This window comes from Winogradskyella aquimaris, from assembly GCF_042676105.1.
In the GTDB taxonomy this organism is placed as follows: Bacteria; Bacteroidota; Bacteroidia; order Flavobacteriales; family Flavobacteriaceae; genus Winogradskyella; species Winogradskyella aquimaris.
In genome coordinates, this window is record NZ_JBHTJQ010000016.1 from 729540 (window position 1) to 748640 (window position 19101).

A 19101-nucleotide genomic window follows, 5' to 3' on the forward strand; every position below is an offset into this window, starting at 1 on the left:
AATTTCTCAATTTAAACGGCGTTATACCTAAAACATGCCACTTCATGATCGTTTACCATACCTGTAGCTTGCATATGAGCGTATATAACCGTGGAACCAACAAATTTAAATCCACGCTTTTTTAAATCAACACTAATTTTATCGCTTAACGCTGTCTTTGCAGGTGCGTCTTTATAATTTTCAATATGGTTTTTTATAGGTTTACCATTTACAAAATCCCAAATATACTTTGAAAAACTACCAAACTCATCTTGTACTTTCATAAAAGCTTGGGCATTAGTAATGGTAGCATTTACCTTTAACTTATTTCTTATGATACCTTTATTTTGAAGTAGGGTTTCAATCTTTTTGTGATTGTATGTTGCGATTTTTTTATAATCAAAATCATCAAATGCCTTCCTGAAATTTTCGCGTTTACGCAAAATGGTAATCCAACTTAGACCAGCTTGAAACGTTTCAAGTATTAAAAATTCAAAAATAGTGGAATCATCATAAACCGGAACTCCCCATTCATGGTCATGATAGGCTTCGTAAAGGGGGTCGCCAACACACCAGCCACATCTATGTTTTGTCATTTGTAAGTTTTGTAATTTTATCCTACTAAGGTAACAAGTGTCACATAAATTATGGACAATCAAAGCTATTTTTGTTCGATGAATTTGAAAATAGCATTTCAATAGTTAACCCAAAGGCGATGGAAATTTTAGAAAATAAAATGATTACAGATATTATAAAGGATAGTCTAAGTAAATCTATGAGCTATGATGAGTATAGGAACTTAGTCACAGCACTTGTAGAGCAGCAATCCACAACTGGTAATGATAAATCTGAGACATTTATTAATTACACAGTATTGAATGACAGACGTATGAAGCGTTGGGATAAGACCGTAAAATTATCTGACTCGGCAATTGAAAGCATAAAATCCTTCAGTGAAAACGTAACTTGGCTGGTCTTAACTGAAAGTTGGTGCGGAGATGCTGCGCATATTTTACCTGTAATTAATAAGGTGGCTGAGCAAAACGCAAATATAGATTTTAGAGTTGTGCTTAGAGATGACAACGAACACTTAATGAATGCGTTTTTAACCAATGGTGGTAGGGCGATACCAAAGCTAATTATGATAGATAATGAGACCTTAGAAGTTATAAATACCTTTGGGCCAAGGCCAACTATTGCCACGGAAATGGTAGATATTTATAAAACCTTACATGGTCAATTAACGCCAGAGTTTAAAGAAGATTTACAACGTTGGTATAACAAAGATAAAGGCCAATCTACAATAGCAGATTTGTTAAGTATTCTGGCTTAATTCTTTCCTCTAAATAAAAACGTAATTGTACCAATTTGTTTGCTTTTATTAGAAGCATCAAACTGAACCTCTTGGGCATATTCTAAAGCACGATTAATTAAGCACTCGTTACTCGAGTTTGAAGAACCATTTATTTCAGCAGTAGTTACTTTGCCATTTCCATTGACCACTATATTCACTATAATTTTGCCACCTTTTTCACATAAATAGCGTGGTATATCATAGTATTGCATCGTCCGACCTACTAGAGAATAGGTAAGCGTACTTTTGGTCTTAGCGTGTTCGTCTGCTATTTTTTTGTTTTCAAGACGCTTATTTAGTTCTTCCTGAAGTTTTTTATAAGATTCGGTTTCTTTTGTATTTAAAGCGTAGGCATTACCATTGGCATAGGTTTGATTAATGCTTGTTTCTTCTGAAACTTCACTGGTTTTGGCATCTTCTAAAGCTTTTGTGGTACGCTCAAAATCATTGGCACTTACGGTCTTAAAATTACGCATCATTTCTTTGTATTCCTTATCTTCATTAAAAGCTTTATTGGTTGATTTACCATCTAAAGCATCCAACAGTTCCTCTTCTTCTTTGGGAGTTTCCGGTTCTGGTAAAAGCTCGTAATAGCTTTCGGTAATAAGCTTACCTTGTTGTTTTAACTGAATACTAAACATGGCTAGTACTATAATTCCTGTAAGTAGAAATGTAATGATGCCAGCTTTATGTTGTTCAATAAACTTCAAAAGGTATATTTAAATATTGTGTTTGGATATACGAATATAATCACGAAATGGTTTAAATCACAGATCTAAACCCATCATAAGTTATTGGTTTAAGCGAAGTTTGGCAATAAAATCTTCCGGACTAAGTGAGTCTTTAACTTCAAAATCACCAATACGAGTGCGTCTTAAAACGGAGAGGTGCGCACCAGAATTTAAGGCTTTACCAAAATCGTGCGCCAAAGAACGAATGTAGGTTCCTTTACTACAAACGACTCTAAAATTCAGCTCTAAAACCTTGTCTTGAGGTTTTATGTCTGTAATTTCAAATTCAGAGATTTCAATTTCTCTCGACTTAATTTCTACATCTTCACCTGCTCTCGCAAATTCATACAAGCGTTTACCGTCCTTTTTAATGGCAGAAAATACAGGTGGAAATTGCTCTATTTTACCAATGAATTGTTTGGTTGTATTGTGGATGAACTCCTTGGTAATATGCCCTACAGGAAAAGTAGCATCAATTTCAGTTTCCAAGTCATAGGATGGTGTAGTGCTTCCAACAACAAAAGTACCTATATACTCTTTTTCCTGACCTTGAAAGGTGTTAATCTGTTTGGTCATTTTACCAGTACAGATCACCAATAAACCCGTAGCAAGTGGATCTAAAGTACCAGCATGGCCAACTTTTATTTTTTTAATGTCATAGGCTTTTCTAATGGCCCAACGTAGTTTATTAACTACTTGAAATGAGGTCCAAGTCAATGGTTTGTCAATCAATAAAACTTGCCCTTGTTTATAATCTTCTAACGTTTTCATGATGCCAATGACCAGATGATAGCTATGAGACCAACAATGATACAGTAAATGGAGAAGTAGGTGAGTTTGCTTTGCTTAACAAGTTTTATCATCCATGTACAAGCAACTAAACCGGTTATAAATGCGGCTATAAAACTAAAAGTAAATGGCATTACAAGATCGTTACTCATAACCACTTTATTATCCAGGAAATCCTTAGCGATTTTCCCAAGGATTAATGGCAAAACCATTAAAAACGAAAAACGCGCTGCCCTGGCTTTATCATTTCCTAGAAGTACAGAAGTAGATATTGTAGCACCAGAACGAGACATGCCTGGTAAAATAGCAATAGCTTGAGCCACACCAATAAAAAACGCATTACTAAACGTAACCTTTTTACCTGTGTTCTTAGCTCTATCTGCAAAGAATAGTAGGGCAGCAGTAATAAGTAACATACTCCCAACCAAAAGCAGGTTGCCTTCAAATAGTTGTTTGAGTTCTTCTTCGAAGAAGAGTCCGACAAAAGCAGCAGGAATCATAGAAATGGCAATTTTAGTAACAAATTGTAAATCTTCATTCCACTTAAAGCTTAAAATACCTTTTATGATGTCAAAAATATCTTTTCTAAAAACCACTATGGTACTTAATGCTGTTGCAACGTGCAGAACGACACTAAGCAATTCCTCGTTTTCTTTAAGATTGTCTGCACTTAGTAGTTTTTGGGCGATTTCAATATGCCCACTAGACGATACCGGCAAAAATTCAGTTAGGCCTTGAACAATCCCTATTAATATAGCATCAATAACTTCCATGCGGCAAATGTATAAAAATTGAAATGCTGATTGTTAAGTTTAAATTGGAATTTCATTATTTAGAGCCCTTGTTAGGATTCAGTAATATGGCATAAACCTGAAAACCAAAACCAATAAGCACTAAAGTTGGTGCTAGGCGAATGCGTCTCCAGCTAAAGACTTCTGGGTTCCAAACATTAGGATCATCGCTACCTCCGCCTGACATTAGAATAAAACCAATGACAATACATGCTAAGCCAATGAGCATGAATTTATAGTTCTTTTTTCCGAAGATAAACTCGGGTTTAGATTGTTCTTTGCGTTTCTTTTCTCCCATTAATTTTTAAATTCTGTAAATAAAATTTCATCTTCTACAGCTAGCTGTGCTATATGTGTAGAGGGACCAAAGGCCAGTATTGGTAAGTGCAAAGTAACGGTTTTATTTAAAACTTTAGCGTTAAGACTATCTAAATTTAAACCTTGCTCCAATCCACGGTTGATGTAATAGACGTTTTCATTTTCGGTTTTAAATTGAATGTCGTAAGTAGAGCCTTCCCTAATTTTAGTGATGTTTACCGATACGACTTTACAGTCTTCGGGTTTTGGGTTATAAATAACACACGATTTAATAAATAAAAGAGGAAGGATTACTACTAAAGTGACAGCGATAATTCCTTTTCTAATAGGCTTATTCATTTTAAGTTGGTTTATAGTCTTAAACGAATAATTATGGAAAAATAGTATTTAATTGAAATAGTTCGCTATTTCTTCAAACGAATAGAATTTGGTTTTAACCACTCCGTTATTATCAACTAAAATATAGGTGGGAAACTCCCAAACATTCATGGCATCTACCAAATCGTTATCCTCACCAAGCTCTCTATAGTTTTGCCAGTAGTAGTGGTTGTTGTTTAAATAGTTTAACCATTTTTCTTCAACCGTATCAATAGATATGCCTATCAATTCTGTGTTGTGGTCTTTTAAAGTGTCTAAGTATTTGGCAATCTTCTTGTGGTCTCTTATGCAAGGTGGACATTGCACAAACCAAAAATCAATTAAATAATCACCTTTGTGGCTGAGGTTAACTTTAGATAGATTTCCTTGTCGGTCATAGAAATTGAATTGAGACAAATCAAAATACTCTTCTTTCAATAATTCATTTAGGGTTCTATGAACACTAAGCGCATGTGTTTTTAAGTCGTTGGATTGCTGGTCTAAAATTAGTTGTAAAGGCTGAAGTTTAGACTTGTAATTTTTGTTTTTTTCGATGTAATAGTCACTAATTTCAAAAGAAAGCGGATGGTTGATGTTTTCTTTAATCTGTTCTAATAAAATTTCATTTATTAAGGTGTCATTGACTTTTGAAGACTTTAGGCTATCTAAAGTTGTTTGGAATTGTACTTGCTTGTAAAAGATGGCAGAGTTTAAAACCGTGTCGATTATAAAGTCATCTAAAGTTAATTTGCCTTTTATTTTAATATCACTACCATCTAGAAATACTTTTTTGGAAAGCACATTTTCATCCTTAAAAATATTTAGCTTAAAGGCGTCATTCACAGGTTGTCTTTGGTGAAATATAAATGGGGAACCACTACCTTTTAAGGTGATGGCTTCAGCATTGTTATAATTTAATAGTTGAATACTATCAGGTTGAATTGTTCCTTGAATGTCAATGAAAATGCTACTATTGTTTTTAGGCTCACCACAAGAGTGAATTGTCCATAAAGCACCAAGCAAATAAAGTAAATGAAGATTGAAGTTAAACTTCATGAAACGCACTTTATTAATAATACAACTGATCTGTTTTTAGATTCAAGAACCGTTGTGTGGCAATAAATGTACTAATCCAAGTAATGATAACACCTAACACAAAAATACCTACAAATAGTCCGGCAATCATCACCGTATTTCTTAGGAGTTCTAATTCTGGGAAAGTTAAATCTAAATAGTAGAGTACAACGGCCATACCAGCTAAAGCAACTATAGCGCCAATGATACCAAGTTGAACACTTTTCCATACAAATGGTCTTCGAATAAAACTTTTGGTCGCACCAACCATTTGCATGGTTTTAATAATAAATCGCTTTGAATATACAGCCAGACGAATAGAGCTATTAATCAGTAATACTGCAATGAGTGTAAATAAACCACTGATGATTAATACCCAAAAACTAATTTTTTTAACGTTGTCGTTCATCAATTCCACAAGGTCATTATCGTATCTTATATCTTCAATAAATGATTTGTTCGCCAAGCTTTCGGATATTTCGCTTAGTTTTTCAGTGGTGACAAAATCAGCTTTTAAATAGACGTCAATCGAATTTTTCAACGGATTATAACCTACAAAATCCATAAAATCCTCACCCGTTTCGGCTTTCATTAGTTCCGCAGCTTCTTCTTTAGACACATAGGTCGCTTCTTTGGAATACTCGGCCATGGCTAAGCTTTTCTTTAACTGATTCACCTCTACTTCCTTTGCGGTATCATTTAAATAAATCGTCATCACCACTTGTTCCTTAAAGTGATCGGCCACCTTTTTAGAGTTAATCACCAGTAAGCCTAGGCAGCCTAGCAAAAACAGAACCAAAGCAATACTGATAACAACAGAGATATATGAGGAAATCAATTTTCGTTTTTGATACTTGTCAAAAGATGATGCCATAAAGTGTGGATTAATGGTGTAAAAATAAAAAAGAAAATGCTTATGTAGAGTAATACAACGTTTAGTTTTTAATTGTGTTGTAATACCACTAAATTTGCACCTTATTTCAAGGAAAACCGGACGATGAAATACAACTTCAACGACATAGAGAAAAAGTGGCAAAAGATTTGGGCAGAAAGACAAACCTTTAAAGCGTCTAACAATAGTGATAAGCCAAAATATTATGTATTAGATATGTTCCCGTATCCAAGTGGAGCCGGTTTGCATGTTGGGCATCCGCTAGGCTATATTGCCAGCGATATTTATGCACGTTACAAACGTCATAAAGGCTTTAATGTACTGCATCCTCAAGGCTACGATTCTTTTGGTTTACCAGCAGAGCAGTATGCCATACAAACAGGTCAGCATCCAGCCATAACTACTGAGACGAATATTAAAACCTACCGTCGTCAGTTAGACCAAATTGGGTTTTCGTTCGATTGGAGTAGGGAAGTTAGAACTAGTGATCCAAATTATTACAAATGGACACAGTGGATTTTCATTCAGTTATTTGAATCGTGGTACAACTATGATAGTAACAAAGCCGAACATATTGACACCTTGATCGAGAGATTTAATGTTGAAGGAAATACTAACATCAACGTTGCCTGTGATGACGATATTAATCCATTTACAGCTGAAGAATGGAACGCTTTTTCAGAGACTGAGAAACAACGTATTCTCTTAAAATACAGATTAACCTATTTAGCAGAAACCGAAGTCAACTGGTGTCCTGCGCTAGGAACCGTCTTAGCCAATGACGAAATTGTAAATGGAGTGTCTGAGCGTGGAGGTCATCCTGTTATCCGTAAAAAAATGACCCAATGGAGTATGCGTATTTCAGCTTATGCTGAGCGTTTGCTGCAAGGTTTAGAGACGATTGATTGGACCGATGCCCTTAAGGACATCCAAAAAAACTGGATAGGGAAGTCTGTTGGTGCAAGTGTGACTTTTAATGTAAAAGCGCACAATGAAACCATCGAAGTTTTTACCACACGACCAGATACCATTTTCGGGGTGTCCTTTATGACCTTAGCACCAGAACACGAGTTGGTGTCTCAAATCACCACAGCAGAACAAAAAGCTGAGGTAGAAGCCTATATAGAAGCTACTGCAAAACGTAGTGAGCGCGACCGTATGGCAGATGTAAAAACCATTTCTGGTGTGTTTACAGGGGCTTATGCCGAGCATCCATTTACCAAGGAACCTATTCCTATTTGGATAGGTGATTACGTGTTGGCAAGTTACGGAACAGGTGCGGTTATGGCGGTACCTTGTGGAGACCAACGCGATTACGATTTTGCTAAGCATTTTAATATCCCAATTCCAAATATTTTTGAAGGTGTTGATATTTCTAAAGAAGCCTTTGCGTCTAAGGATAACGTTAAGATTGCCAATAGCGATTTCTTAAACGGAATGAACTACAAAAAAGCGACCAAGCGTGCTATTTACGAATTAGAACAAATCGGTCAAGGTGAAGGAAAAACCAATTACCGTTTGCGTGATGCTGTGTTTAGTCGTCAGCGTTATTGGGGTGAACCATTCCCTGTGTATTACAAGGATGGCATGCCACGAATGATAGACGAAAAACATTTGCCTTTAACCTTACCAGAAGTTGAAAAATACTTACCAACCGAAGAGGGTGAGCCACCATTAGGCCGCGCAGATGTTTGGGCTTGGGACGCAGAAAAGTGTAAAGTAGTAAGTAATGAGTTAGTAGATAATAAAACTATTTATCCATTAGAATTAAACACCATGCCAGGTTGGGCAGGCAGTTCTTGGTACTTCTTCCGTTATATGGAAGAACAAGCCAAAAGAGGTGAAGCCTTTGCTACTGAAGAGGCACTTAAATATTGGGAAAATGTAGATTTATACATTGGTGGTAGCGAGCACGCGACAGGGCACTTATTGTACTCACGTTTTTGGGTAAAGTTTTTATACGACAGAGGTTTTGTTGAAGTGGATGAGCCCTTTAAAAAGCTGATTAACCAAGGGATGATATTAGGGGAAAGTGCTTTTATTTATATCATTGAAGCATGGTATGCTTCTGCAGATAAACAAGTACCAGGTAGTCAGATTATAGTTTCAAAAGAGATTTATGATAGCTTGAATGAAAAAGAAGGTGAATTAACGAATCTTCCTAGTGTGATGATTGAATTTTTGAATAAAAAGATTGAATTTGATGTTCAGTTTAATAAGCCTGAATCCAACCATGATGTTAGATATAAATGTTTTAAAACATCTAATATAGAAGTTAAATGTGTCAATCTTAAAAATGAATTGGATTTGATTTCTTTGACTAAACAGAAACGATTTGAGTATTTACAAAATGCCCATTTTTATGATGGTGAGAAAGTTATCGACAATAGAGAAATAACATCAGAAACGATAATTCCAGTTTCACGCGAAGTCGAAAAAATGTCAAAGTCGAAACTTAACGTCGTTAACCCAGATGATATTGTAGAACAGTATGGAGCAGACAGTTTACGTTTGTACGAAATGTTCCTTGGCCCATTAGAGCAATACAAACCCTGGAATACTGCTGGCATTACAGGTGTGCATAGTTTCCTCAAAAAGCTCTGGAAGTTGTACAACGACGACAATGGCTCCAAAGTGACTGACGCTGAGCCATCCAAGGACAACTTAAAGACACTTCATAAAACCATTAAAAAGGTTGAGGAAGACATCGAGAATTTCTCGTTTAATACTTCGGTATCTACGTTTATGATTGCGGTAAACGAGTTAACGGCACAAAAATGTACGAGTAGGCACATACTAGAGCCATTATTGGTTTTAGTGTCACCTTATGCACCACATATTGCAGAAGAGTTATGGGAGCAATTAGGGCATACAGCATCTATATCAACAGCGCCTTTCCCAGAATTTGAAGAAAAGCATTTGGTAGAAAGTTCTAAAAACTATCCGATTTCATTTAATGGTAAAATGCGTTTTACACTAGAATTACCATTAGATATGAGTAAGGAAGACATTGAGAAAACCGTATTGGCTCACGAGAAAACGAAAGAGCAACTACAAGGTCGCTCGCCTAGAAAGGTCATCGTAGTTCCAGGCAAAATAGTCAATATTGTAGGTTGATATGAAAGATATGCCACTAAAAGGAATTGGTAAAATAGGTCTCTTTTTTTTAGTGGCTATAATTATAGCGTTCATTTTATTAAAGAATTTAGAGAAACCCTTTGACTCACAAAAATGGCGATCTGAGCCTCTACAGCGCTATGAAATGGTTAATGACTTAATAGAATCCCAAATTTTAAAAGACAAATCCAAAACAATAGTTGTTCAAACTTTGGGTAATCCCGATTCGAAAAGCACCACAGAACAAGAGGTGTTTATTTATGATATTGGGGACCCACCAAGTTTCTTTTCATCACAAAAAGAATATCTACTAATTGTTTTTAAAAATCAACACGTTGAACAAGTGACTTTAGCTATTGAGTAACAAAGTGACATAACAGCTTTCGCTTTATCGAAAAAATAACAATTTCGTCTATTGCTGTATTTTGTTGAAAATAAGCTATTTATTGTAGATAATTCAAAATAAAATGTTCAAAATTAGAATTCCATAAAAATACCACTCAATTCAATCTAATATTTGGATAGTTGGATTTTTTGCGTGTATTTCATAGTGCTATTAATCACAATACACAGCAAATGAAAATTGGAGTCCCAAAAGAAATCAAGAACAACGAAAACCGTGTTGGTATGACACCAGCTGGAGTTTATGAACTAACAAAAAACAACCACAAAGTTTATGTACAAAAAGGGGCTGGACTTGGAAGTGGCTTTTTTGATGAAGACTACGAAGAGGTTGGAGCTATCATTCTCGATACTATTGGAGAAGTGTATGCTTCAGCCGAAATGATTGTTAAGGTCAAGGAACCTATTGAAGTAGAGTATGATTTAATTCAACCACATCACGTGGTGTTTACGTATTTCCACTTCGCATCTAGTGAGCCTTTAACAAAAGCCATGTTAAAAAGCAAAGCGGTTTGTATTGCTTATGAAACGGTTGAGGACGAGGATGGGTCATTGCCATTACTTACACCAATGTCTGAAGTGGCTGGGCGAATGGCCATTCAACAAGGGGCGAAATTTTTAGAAAAACCCATTAAAGGGCGTGGTGTTTTATTAGGCGGTGTGCCTGGTGTACCGCCAGGAAAAGTACTCGTGTTAGGTGCTGGTACGGTAGGTATACAAGCTGCTAAGATGGCAGCAGGTTTAGGTGCACATGTCACAATTATGGATATAAATATGAAGCAATTGCGTTATGTTAATGACGTGATGCCTAATCATGTAGTCACAGAATTTTCGAGCGAATTCAATATCAGAAACCGGATTAAAGATCACGATTTAATCGTTGGTGGTGTATTAATTAAAGGTGCAAAAGCACCAAAATTAATCACTAGGGATATGCTTAAGGATATGCGTCCAGGCACTGTAATAGTTGATGTTGCGGTAGACCAAGGAGGTTGTATCGAGACGACAAAGGCCACAACCCATGAAAACCCGACCTATATTATTGATGATGTTGTTCATTATTGTGTGGCAAACATGCCAGGAGCAGTACCTTATACGTCAACGTTAGCTTTAACTAATGTGACCTTGCCTTATGTCTTAAGATTAGCTAACCAAGGTTGGGAAGTAGCTTGTGCAAAAGATCAATCTTTAAGAAAAGGGATAAACATAGCCAATGGTAAGATCATTTACGAAGAAATTGCAGAAGCCTTTAATTGGTCGGTTGACGCCATGTAATACATTCAATAATATACTAAAAACTGCCAAATTTTCTTAACGAGAATTTGGCTTATTTTTTGTGGATGGTTGAGTAAATTTGTAATTAAAAATAAAATTATGTTGGGATATTATATATTAATTGGAGCCATAGCATTAGTGAGTTGGGCTGTAAGCAATAAATTAAAACAAAAATTTGCCAAATATTCTAAAGTGCAATTACGCAATGGAATGAGCGGAAGGGAAATTGCCGAAAAAATGTTGGCAGATAACGGTATTTATGATGTTGAGGTGATCTCAACACCAGGTCAGTTAACGGATCATTATAATCCAAAAAACAAAACCGTAAATCTTAGTGAGGCTGTTTACAATCAGCGTAATGCAGCGGCAGCAGCAGTTGCGGCACATGAGGTTGGTCATGCTGTGCAACATGCACAAGCTTACAGTGCTTTAGGCATGCGTTCAGCTTTGGTACCGATAGTTAGTGTAACTTCTGGGATGTCTCAGTGGTTGGTTATTGGTGGTTTAATCTTAGGGGCGGCTGCAGGTGTAGGCCTAGGCTATTGGGTAGCAGTGGCTGGATTGGTATTTATGGGCTTTGCAACCTTATTTAGCTTTATTACACTACCTGTGGAGTATGATGCCAGTAACAGAGCACTAGCTTGGTTAAAAGCAAAAAACATGGTAACACCAGATGAGTATAAAGGGTCGGAGGATGCACTTAAATGGGCAGCGCGAACCTACTTGGTTGCTGCAATTGGTGCTTTAGCCTCCCTATTATATTGGGCGCTACAAGTGTTTGGCGGAAGAGATTAAAACGAATTTGATAGTGAAAAGATTATGAAAGCTCTGAGGAATCAGAGCTTTTTTCTATTTACTTTGTGGATAAATACTTACATTGCATGACACAAAAGACAAATTATTTATGGAAAATCAAATGCCTAACCAATTCCCAGAACAAGAACATAGTAAAGTTTTGGTCAGTAGTCTTTCAGAAGTTGAAAGAGTAGCTTTTTATAAAAAAACCTATAGCCACGTTGCAGGAGGCGTACTTGTATTTATTCTTTTTGAATGGCTTTTATTGCAAAGTGAAACGATTGTTGAGTTTATGCTTTCAATGACAGAGGGATACAAATGGCTATTAATGCTTGGTGGATTTATGTTAGCTACAAATTATGCTGAAAGTATGGCCATGAGCACAAATGATAAAAGCAAACAATATCTAGCTTATGGCATATATATTTTCTTTGAAGCTTTAATTTTTGTACCGATCATATTTATTGCTGCTTATTATATGGATTCTGGAGCAGAAATTCTAAATCAAGCAGCCATTGTTACGCTTGCACTATTCACAGGCTTATCTGCAGCGGTACTTTTAACTAAAAAAGACTTTTCATTTTTGAAAACAGGATTAACTATAGGGTTTTTTATAGCCATGGGATTAATTGTTGCAGGTACTTTGTTTGGCTTTAATTTAGGTTTATGGTTTTCAGTAGGGATGTGTCTCTTGGCAGGAGGGTCAATTTTATATCAAACCTCTAATATGGTGAGTAAATACGGTGTTGAAGACTACATTCCAGCGGCTTTAGGTTTATTCGCCTCATTAATGTTATTATTTTGGTATGTGCTTAGAATATTTATGTCTAGGGACTAAATAGTTTCAATCGATTATAATAAAAAACGCCTTGAGAAATCAAGGCGTTTTTTGTTGCATATTGATGTCTAATTATTTTTTTCCTTAGGATTATAAATTACAATAATTTGAATGACGATAGCAAGAAAAATCAAGAAGTAAATTTCTATCTGGGTAAAGAGTTCTACTGTATTTATAGCTTTTTTGCTAATTGCCAATTGTCTGCTGCCTTCACTAATTTGAATTTTTGATAAATCGTCTAAATTGTCTTTTATGTTGGAAATAAAGCGCAGTGCCTTTGTGTTTGCTTTTAGGTCAGCGCTTGTTAAATTGGTTTCTGATGTAAATAGAGATTTGAAGTTTGACTTTAATTCTTCAAAGATTTTACTTTCATCGGGCGTCAGTTTGGTTTGTTCAAATCTGGATAAAAAACTTTCAATTTGAGTATTTACCATTGGGTTTTTTTCAACGAAGAAACTGGAATCATTGGTCGCCAAAGCGATTTCTTTTTTGTTAACCGATTTAGACATTTCAAAGATCAATTCCTTTGCAACCAATCGGTCTTCGTAGATAGTGACTACAGAATCCCTTACCCTTACAAAATTATTTCTATCGATGAGGTTGGTTATGGCTATCAAAACAAAGACTAAGAGAATACCAAGAATCCATTTTATTTTATTGAAGAATGTCATATAACAGCATTTAATAGTTGACTGTCTTAAATATAAATAATAGTACTAAAACCCTTAAGGTAATTAGCGTCTATTTAACAATTTAATGGAGAAACATAACAATCAAACTTTAATCTGTCTATTAATTTGCTGTTGTAATGAAATGAATGTTTCGGTTCTTGAAACTCCTTTTATGGCTTGTATCTCGGTGTTAAGTAAATGCATTAAATGTTCATTATCCTTAGATAAAATCTTTATAAAAATACTCCACTCGCCTGTGGTATAATGGCATTCGATGACTTCAGGAACACGTTGAAGTTGTTTAACAGCCTCGGGATTACTGACAGCTTTGTCTAAGTACACCCCTACAAAGGCCATAGTGTTGTAACCTAATACTTTTGGATTAATAATAAATTTAGAACCAGCTAAAAGTCCTGATTTTTCCAATTTCTTGAGACGTTGGTGTATAGCAGCACCAGAGATACCAACATTTCTGGCAATTTCTAATATTGGAGTTCGGGCATCTTCCATGAGTGCCCTGAGAATCTTCTTGTCAATGCCATCAATGTAGATGCCTTTATCGCTTACTTTCATGCTAAATCTTTTAGATTGAAAGCTAAAAATAAGAAAAGGATTATAAATTTTATAGATTAAGTGGATTATACCCTAAATATGGGACCTTTTTTTCTATGAATTCAACACCGTAGGTTTTTAGTTCTTTTAGTATTGGACTATATACCTCTTTGGATATAGGAATCTGTACACCAGGTGTTTTTATTTTACCATTTAAAATATCCAGAGTTGCCATAGCAACAGGTAGTCCCACCGTTTTTGACATTGCCGTATAGGTTTGGTCTTCACCGACAACAACCATTGTGGAGTCTATTTGACGTTTTTCTCCATCCAGTTCGTACCCAAATTTATGATACATAACAATCATATCTTTATCGTTTGGGTCGAGTGTCCAACTGTCCATTAAAATTTTTTGTAGAATTTGAGCAGGTGTGGCTTTGTCTAATTCTACCATTTTATCAGCACTAAAAAGATCTAATTCTAAAAACTTATCCCAAACAATATCATCTTGGTCAATTTTAAGCGCGTGTCTAAATTTAAGCTCAACCGAATCTGTTGGGCTATATGGTAAAAAGGCATTGACGAAGTCGCGATAGCTCATATTAATGCTATCATCAATGGTGTAACTATCGTCTGTCATGCCAAGTTGCACAAAAACATTCCAAGCTCTACTAAAGCCAACACGTCTCATAGTACCTCGGTAAAGAGTGCGTACGTGGTCTAAGCCATAAACATGTTGGTATTTTAATGAATCTCTGTTGGCATAAGCTTCAAAACGGCCATAACCATCAATATCTAAGAATTCAGTCCGTCTAAATAGCCTGCCATAAGGAATGTACTTGAACTGTTTTTCCTGAAGAAATTTTGCAGCACCGCCTTGTCCCGCTACTACCACATTTCTAGGGTTCCAAGTAAACTTATAGTGCCAAAGGTTATCATCACTTTCAGGTGCTATTAGACCTCCAGTAAAAGATTCAAATAAAAGCATTTTACCCCCATTGTCTCTAATACGGTCTATGACTTGCATCGCACTCATATGATCAATACCTGGATCAACACCAATCTCATTCATAAATATTAGGTTATTGGTCTTGGCGTCGTCATCCAAAGCTTCCATTTCTTTGCTTACATAAGAAGCGGTTACCATATTTTTTTTATAGGTAATACAATCCTTAGCAGCTTCTATATGAAAACGTGCTGGCAACATAGAAACTACGATGTCGGCATCTTTAATAGCTTTACTTCTCGATTCCGCATTAAAAACATCCAAATGAATAATGTTTACACTTGAGTTTTTGCCAACCAGTTTTTTGGCATTTTCAATGTTGACGTCTCCTATGGTAATATGAAGATTCTCAGATTGAGATTTATCCTGTAAATATTTTATAAGGTAAGAGGATGATTTTCCTGCACCGATGATTAAAATCTTTCGCATAATTGGTTTATATGACTAATTTTGTAATGCACGAATGTAATAAATACCCTTAGCAATAGAAACCAAAATCACACTTTACTTATGAACAAAAAAATATTAATTGCAGGAGCTATTTTAGGGATTTTAGGTGTCATTTTAGGAGCCTTTGCAGCCCACGGACTTGAGAAATTAGTAGATGCAGATGCTATAAAAACTTTTGAAACTGGTGTGCGTTACCAACTTTACCACGCCTTTTTTCTACTTATAATAGGAGGTACTTCTTTTGTGGATGTAAAAATTAAGAAAGCTGTTTTTTATCTTGTAATAATTGGTCTGGTTTTCTTTTCAGGATCCATTTATGGTTTAGCTACAAATGAGCTATCAAGTTTTGATTTTAAGACCATTGCAATGGTTACACCGCTTGGAGGTTTGTTGTTGATTTTGGCGTGGTTTACGATGTTAATCGGGATTATAAGAAATAAGGTCGATTAATACCTTTTAACCGTGACGTTTTAAAATAAAGTTATAATTTTGCAGCCTAAACAACACAAAAATTATGGTAAACCATACACCTTCAACGAAAACGATTTCGTTAGAAAAATATGGCATAAAAGATGCCACAATCCACTATCAATTAGAACCTAAAAAGTTACAGGCCATCACCTTAGAAAAAGGTATGGGAAAAGAAACGTTAAACGGAACATTAGCCGTTAATACGGGAAAATTCACTGGGCGTTCACCTGAGGATCGCTTTTTAGTTAAAGATGATTACACTAAAGACCGAATTTGGTGGGGAAAATCAAATAAGCCGATATCTTCATCACATTTTGATGAACTACAGAAAGAGGTCGAAAATTACCTGAGTGGTAAAGAACTATTTGTTAGAGACGGTTACGTTTGCGCAGATCCAAAATACAAAATGAACGTAAGAACGGTTACTGAGTATCCTTGGTCTAACATGTTTGTTTACAATATGTTCTTAAGGCCTACCGCTGAAGAGTTAGAGAATTTTGAAGAAGAGTGGTTAGTTTTATGTGCTCCTGGTTATGTTTGTCCAGATCCTGAAAAACATGGGCTAAGACAAGGAAATTTTTCAATACTCAATTTCACTAAGAAAATTGCATTAGTTGGGGGTTCTGCCTACACTGGTGAAATAAAGAAAGGTATATTTACAGCTCTCAATTTTATATTACCAGTAGAGAAAAATGTATTGCCAATGCATTGCTCTGCAAACGTGAGTGAAGATGGTGAAACCGCTATTTTCTTCGGATTATCAGGTACTGGTAAAACTACATTATCAACAGATCCAAACAGAAAATTAATTGGTGACGATGAACATGGATGGACATCAGAAAATACCATCTTTAATTTTGAAGGAGGTTGTTACGCAAAAGTAATTGATCTTTCAGAAGAAAAGGAACCAGACATTTATAGAGCCATCAAACCAGGTGCAATTCTAGAAAACGTGATTTTTAAGGATAATGGTGAGGTAGATTATATGGATAGTTCCATTACACAAAACACAAGAGTAAGTTATCCTATTTATCATATTGATAATATAAAAACTCCGTCTTATGCGTCTAACCCAAAGAATATCTTCTTTTTAACTGCAGACGCATTTGGTGTATTACCTCCAATTTCAAAACTTACACCTGCACAGGCAGCGTATCACTTTATATCTGGTTATACTGCTAAAGTTGCTGGTACGGAGGCAGGAGTAGTAGAACCACAACCTTCATTTTCAGCATGCTTTGGTGCGCCATTTATGCCGTTACATCCTGCTGAGTACGCAGATATGTTGAGCAAAAAAATGAAAGAAGCAAATGTGAATGTTTGGTTGGTAAATACAGGCTGGACGGGAGGTCCTTATGGGGTAGGAACTCGTATGAAATTGAAATATACGAGAGCAATGATTACTGCAGCATTAAATGGCGAATTAGGTAATTATACTTATGAAGACTATCATATTCATTCCGTGTTTGGTGTGGCACAGCCTAGAACTTGCCCAGGTGTACCCACCGAAGTGTTAAGTCCAAGGGCAACTTGGAATGATGACGAAGCCTATTATAAAATGGCATTTAAGTTGGCCAATTCATTCAGAGAAAACTTTAAGAAATTTGAGTCTGATGCCTCTGAGGAGATAAGACGTGGCGGACCACAACGCTACGGTTATTAATGAGGCGTGAATATATTTAAATAAAAAAAGCGATTCTAATTTAGAATCGCTTTTTTTATTAAAGTCTCTTAGATGATTATTTACCTTTATTTACCTCATCAATATACTTTTGCAAAGCCATGGTCATTGATGGAGTCTCTGGTGTTGGTGCCGCAATATCTACGCGCAATCCTTTTTCCTTAACCGCTTTTATTGTTGTATTTCCAAATACAGCAATACGTGTATCATTCTGTTTAAAATCAGGGAAATTGTGGAACAAAGATTCGATACCTGATGGACTAAAGAACACTAAAATATCATAGTAGACATTAGCCAAGTCTGACAGATCACTGATTACTGTTTTGTAGAAAGTCGCTTGTTTCCAATTCACACCTAAACTGTCCAAAGTTTCAGGGATGATAGGCTTAACCTTGTCTGTAGTAGGCAATAAAAAGGTTTCGTCTTTATACTTTTTAATTAAAGGCGTAAGATCTTCAAAAGTACGTTTGCCAACATAGATTTTACGTTTTCTATAAACCACATATTTCTGTAAATAATAGGCAACGGCTTCAGACTGACAAAAGTACTTCATGGTATCAGGTACTTTAAAACGCATTTCATCAGCTACTCTAAAGAAGTGGTCGACTGAGTTTCTACTCGTCAATACAATAGCAGTAAATTTTGATAGATCTACCTTTTGTTGTCTTATTTCTTTGGCGGATACACCTTCAACATGAATAAAAGGTCTAAAGTCAACCTTTACCTTCTGCTTTTCTTGCAAGTCAAAGTATGGAGAGTTTTCTATCTTAGGCTCTGGTTGCGATACCAAAATCGTTTTCACTTTCATATGTAAAACCCTTTGTTTTAAACGTTATACTCGCTAATCACCTTATATAAAAGGACATAAGGTGCAATTTCGAGAGCGCAAAGATACAATAAAAAATAGAAAAAATTGGGGTTTATCGTTTTTTGATAGTTTTTAAAAGAAGTTGCGAAACCAATGAGATTTATTAAAAAAACTAGAGCGAAAGATGTCATTATGATAATCTTTTGATCGATGTTAACGTATAACAAAAACAGATTGGCAACAATTAAAAATAATCCAGTATAATTTAGAAATGTTGTTTTTTGAAACAAGTATCCGTCTATTAAACTATCTATCTCAAAGAGACTGCCAATAAGACGTTCCAACAAGTTTTTGATTATAACAATGGTAGAAACAGCTAGGAGCAGTTTTAAGAAAAAGATTAATTCAAATTCTAATGGAGATATGAGGTTAGAATAGCAGAAATAGATAAAAATACTTCCTGAAAAGGAAAAATTGAGAAATAGAAGGCCATCAAACGGATCTATGAACTTTTGGTCTTTACTGTAAATTTTCAGGTATTTAGAGTTACCGATAACAGATATAAAATCACTAAAGCGCAAAGTATTTAGGTATTTGGCTGTTGTGATTGCTAAAATTCCTAGGACTGTAAATATGGTAAACCATTCATAAGTGATAAAATCCCTCATGATGCTAATTTAAAAAGAAATTTGAGCACAAATAATTAAAATCTTAATAAAGCTATAACAACTTATAATGCATTAAAAACTT

At 35.5% G+C, this 19101-nt stretch carries 21 protein-coding genes; 8 read left to right on the plus strand and 13 right to left on the minus strand.

What is annotated here, in order from left to right; translation table 11 throughout:
• Nucleotides 1-11: 11 nt before the first annotated feature.
• Nucleotides 12-575 (minus strand): DNA-3-methyladenine glycosylase I, encoded by a 564-nt coding sequence (locus ACFQ1K_RS13295; RefSeq protein ID WP_320554267.1) that lies wholly within the window; start codon nucleotides 573-575, stop codon nucleotides 12-14.
• Nucleotides 576-694: 119 nt separating this feature from the next.
• Between ACFQ1K_RS13295 and ACFQ1K_RS13300 the strand changes: the two genes are divergently transcribed.
• Nucleotides 695-1312, plus strand: coding sequence for a thioredoxin family protein (locus ACFQ1K_RS13300; protein ID WP_320554266.1), 618 nt, complete (start codon nucleotides 695-697; stop codon nucleotides 1310-1312).
• On the opposite strand, the gene ACFQ1K_RS13305 is transcribed toward ACFQ1K_RS13300, so the two are convergent.
• From ACFQ1K_RS13305 to ACFQ1K_RS13335, 7 genes are all read right to left on the minus strand, one after another.
• A complete protein-coding gene (locus ACFQ1K_RS13305; protein ID WP_320554265.1) occupies nucleotides 1309-2043 on the minus strand; it encodes a hypothetical protein in 735 nt (244 codons plus the stop codon). The two genes, ACFQ1K_RS13300 and ACFQ1K_RS13305, sit on opposite strands and share 4 nt — an antisense overlap.
• Before the next feature lie 81 nt (nucleotides 2044-2124).
• A complete protein-coding gene (gene truB / locus ACFQ1K_RS13310; RefSeq protein WP_320554264.1) occupies nucleotides 2125-2835 on the minus strand; it encodes a tRNA pseudouridine(55) synthase TruB in 711 nt (236 codons plus the stop codon).
• Nucleotides 2832-3626 carry an undecaprenyl-diphosphate phosphatase gene (locus ACFQ1K_RS13315; RefSeq protein WP_320554263.1) on the minus strand — a complete coding sequence of 265 codons (795 nt, stop codon included), beginning with the start codon at nucleotides 3624-3626 and terminating at the stop codon, nucleotides 2832-2834. The genes truB and ACFQ1K_RS13315 overlap by 4 nt, the downstream gene beginning before the upstream one ends.
• 55 nt (nucleotides 3627-3681) lie before the next feature.
• A complete protein-coding gene (locus tag ACFQ1K_RS13320; protein WP_320554262.1) occupies nucleotides 3682-3942 on the minus strand; it encodes a DUF3098 domain-containing protein in 261 nt (86 codons plus the stop codon).
• The gene (locus tag ACFQ1K_RS13325; protein WP_320554261.1) at nucleotides 3942-4301 is read right to left on the minus strand and encodes a hypothetical protein; all 360 of its coding nucleotides are present in this window, start codon (nucleotides 4299-4301) and stop codon (nucleotides 3942-3944) included. The genes ACFQ1K_RS13320 and ACFQ1K_RS13325 overlap by 1 nt, the downstream gene beginning before the upstream one ends.
• Nucleotides 4302-4349: 48 nt before the next feature.
• Complete coding sequence (locus ACFQ1K_RS13330; protein ID WP_320554260.1) at nucleotides 4350-5375, minus strand: TlpA family protein disulfide reductase; 1026 nt, start codon at nucleotides 5373-5375, stop codon at nucleotides 4350-4352.
• A 13-nt stretch (nucleotides 5376-5388) separates the two neighbouring features.
• Nucleotides 5389-6267, minus strand: coding sequence for a cell division protein FtsX (locus ACFQ1K_RS13335; RefSeq protein ID WP_320554259.1), 879 nt, complete (start codon nucleotides 6265-6267; stop codon nucleotides 5389-5391).
• A gap of 123 nt (nucleotides 6268-6390) precedes the next feature.
• Between ACFQ1K_RS13335 and ACFQ1K_RS13340 the strand changes: the two genes are divergently transcribed.
• From ACFQ1K_RS13340 to ACFQ1K_RS13360, 5 genes are all read left to right on the plus strand, one after another.
• Nucleotides 6391-9402, plus strand: a complete 3012-nt coding sequence (locus ACFQ1K_RS13340) for a leucine--tRNA ligase (protein ID WP_320554258.1) — start codon at nucleotides 6391-6393, stop codon at nucleotides 9400-9402.
• 1 nt (nucleotide 9403) lies between these two features.
• Nucleotides 9404-9766, plus strand: a complete 363-nt coding sequence (locus ACFQ1K_RS13345) for a hypothetical protein (protein WP_320554257.1) — start codon at nucleotides 9404-9406, stop codon at nucleotides 9764-9766.
• Between the two features lie 212 nt (nucleotides 9767-9978).
• Nucleotides 9979-11079: an alanine dehydrogenase gene (ald, locus tag ACFQ1K_RS13350; protein WP_320554256.1), complete on the plus strand. Its 1101-nt coding sequence runs from the start codon at nucleotides 9979-9981 to the stop codon at nucleotides 11077-11079.
• Nucleotides 11080-11178: 99 nt separating this feature from the next.
• A complete protein-coding gene (locus ACFQ1K_RS13355) occupies nucleotides 11179-11874 on the plus strand; it encodes a zinc metallopeptidase (protein WP_320554255.1) in 696 nt (231 codons plus the stop codon).
• A 109-nt stretch (nucleotides 11875-11983) separates the two neighbouring features.
• Nucleotides 11984-12712: a Bax inhibitor-1/YccA family protein gene (locus ACFQ1K_RS13360; RefSeq protein WP_320554254.1), complete on the plus strand. Its 729-nt coding sequence runs from the start codon at nucleotides 11984-11986 to the stop codon at nucleotides 12710-12712.
• Between the two features lie 68 nt (nucleotides 12713-12780).
• On the opposite strand, the gene ACFQ1K_RS13365 is transcribed toward ACFQ1K_RS13360, so the two are convergent.
• From ACFQ1K_RS13365 to ACFQ1K_RS13375, 3 genes are all read right to left on the minus strand, one after another.
• Nucleotides 12781-13383 carry an MCP four helix bundle domain-containing protein gene (locus ACFQ1K_RS13365; protein ID WP_320554253.1) on the minus strand — a complete coding sequence of 201 codons (603 nt, stop codon included), beginning with the start codon at nucleotides 13381-13383 and terminating at the stop codon, nucleotides 12781-12783.
• Between the two features lie 102 nt (nucleotides 13384-13485).
• Complete coding sequence (locus tag ACFQ1K_RS13370; protein WP_320554252.1) at nucleotides 13486-13956, minus strand: Lrp/AsnC ligand binding domain-containing protein; 471 nt, start codon at nucleotides 13954-13956, stop codon at nucleotides 13486-13488.
• Nucleotides 13957-14005: 49 nt separating this feature from the next.
• A complete protein-coding gene (locus ACFQ1K_RS13375; RefSeq protein ID WP_320554251.1) occupies nucleotides 14006-15370 on the minus strand; it encodes a saccharopine dehydrogenase family protein in 1365 nt (454 codons plus the stop codon).
• An 81-nt stretch (nucleotides 15371-15451) separates the two neighbouring features.
• Here ACFQ1K_RS13375 and ACFQ1K_RS13380 point away from each other — a divergent pair, with 81 nt between their 5' ends.
• Both ACFQ1K_RS13380 and pckA read left to right on the plus strand, forming a co-directional pair.
• Nucleotides 15452-15841, plus strand: coding sequence for a DUF423 domain-containing protein (locus ACFQ1K_RS13380; protein WP_320554250.1), 390 nt, complete (start codon nucleotides 15452-15454; stop codon nucleotides 15839-15841).
• Between the two features lie 64 nt (nucleotides 15842-15905).
• Complete coding sequence (gene pckA, locus ACFQ1K_RS13385) at nucleotides 15906-17525, plus strand: phosphoenolpyruvate carboxykinase (ATP) (protein ID WP_320554249.1); 1620 nt, start codon at nucleotides 15906-15908, stop codon at nucleotides 17523-17525.
• Between the two features lie 76 nt (nucleotides 17526-17601).
• Here the strand turns inward: pckA and ACFQ1K_RS13390 are convergent, their stop codons facing one another.
• The gene (locus ACFQ1K_RS13390; RefSeq protein WP_320554248.1) at nucleotides 17602-18351 is read right to left on the minus strand and encodes a uroporphyrinogen-III synthase; all 750 of its coding nucleotides are present in this window, start codon (nucleotides 18349-18351) and stop codon (nucleotides 17602-17604) included.
• Between the two features lie 17 nt (nucleotides 18352-18368).
• Entirely contained in the window at nucleotides 18369-19019 is a 651-nt protein-coding gene (locus ACFQ1K_RS13395; protein WP_320554247.1) for a DUF4271 domain-containing protein, read from the minus strand.
• Between the last annotated feature and the right edge of the window lie 82 nt (nucleotides 19020-19101).

Coding starts and splice junctions, on each gene's coding strand:
- ACFQ1K_RS13295 (WP_320554267.1), bottom strand. CDS start 575: ATGACAAAACATAGATGTGGCTGGTGTGTTGGCGACCCCCTTTACGAA.
- ACFQ1K_RS13300 (WP_320554266.1), top strand. CDS start 695: ATGGAAATTTTAGAAAATAAAATGATTACAGATATTATAAAGGATAGT.
- truB (WP_320554264.1), bottom strand. CDS start 2,835: ATGAAAACGTTAGAAGATTATAAACAAGGGCAAGTTTTATTGATTGAC.
- ACFQ1K_RS13315 (WP_320554263.1), bottom strand. CDS start 3,626: ATGGAAGTTATTGATGCTATATTAATAGGGATTGTTCAAGGCCTAACT.
- ACFQ1K_RS13320 (WP_320554262.1), bottom strand. CDS start 3,942: ATGGGAGAAAAGAAACGCAAAGAACAATCTAAACCCGAGTTTATCTTC.
- ACFQ1K_RS13325 (WP_320554261.1), bottom strand. CDS start 4,301: ATGAATAAGCCTATTAGAAAAGGAATTATCGCTGTCACTTTAGTAGTA.
- ACFQ1K_RS13330 (WP_320554260.1), bottom strand. CDS start 5,375: ATGAAGTTTAACTTCAATCTTCATTTACTTTATTTGCTTGGTGCTTTA.
- ACFQ1K_RS13335 (WP_320554259.1), bottom strand. CDS start 6,267: ATGGCATCATCTTTTGACAAGTATCAAAAACGAAAATTGATTTCCTCA.
- ACFQ1K_RS13340 (WP_320554258.1), top strand. CDS start 6,391: ATGAAATACAACTTCAACGACATAGAGAAAAAGTGGCAAAAGATTTGG.
- ACFQ1K_RS13345 (WP_320554257.1), top strand. CDS start 9,404: ATGAAAGATATGCCACTAAAAGGAATTGGTAAAATAGGTCTCTTTTTT.
- ald (WP_320554256.1), top strand. CDS start 9,979: ATGAAAATTGGAGTCCCAAAAGAAATCAAGAACAACGAAAACCGTGTT.
- ACFQ1K_RS13355 (WP_320554255.1), top strand. CDS start 11,179: ATGTTGGGATATTATATATTAATTGGAGCCATAGCATTAGTGAGTTGG.
- ACFQ1K_RS13360 (WP_320554254.1), top strand. CDS start 11,984: ATGGAAAATCAAATGCCTAACCAATTCCCAGAACAAGAACATAGTAAA.
- ACFQ1K_RS13365 (WP_320554253.1), bottom strand. CDS start 13,383: ATGACATTCTTCAATAAAATAAAATGGATTCTTGGTATTCTCTTAGTC.
- ACFQ1K_RS13370 (WP_320554252.1), bottom strand. CDS start 13,956: ATGAAAGTAAGCGATAAAGGCATCTACATTGATGGCATTGACAAGAAG.
- ACFQ1K_RS13375 (WP_320554251.1), bottom strand. CDS start 15,370: ATGCGAAAGATTTTAATCATCGGTGCAGGAAAATCATCCTCTTACCTT.
- ACFQ1K_RS13380 (WP_320554250.1), top strand. CDS start 15,452: ATGAACAAAAAAATATTAATTGCAGGAGCTATTTTAGGGATTTTAGGT.
- pckA (WP_320554249.1), top strand. CDS start 15,906: ATGGTAAACCATACACCTTCAACGAAAACGATTTCGTTAGAAAAATAT.
- ACFQ1K_RS13390 (WP_320554248.1), bottom strand. CDS start 18,351: ATGAAAGTGAAAACGATTTTGGTATCGCAACCAGAGCCTAAGATAGAA.
- ACFQ1K_RS13395 (WP_320554247.1), bottom strand. CDS start 19,019: ATGAGGGATTTTATCACTTATGAATGGTTTACCATATTTACAGTCCTA.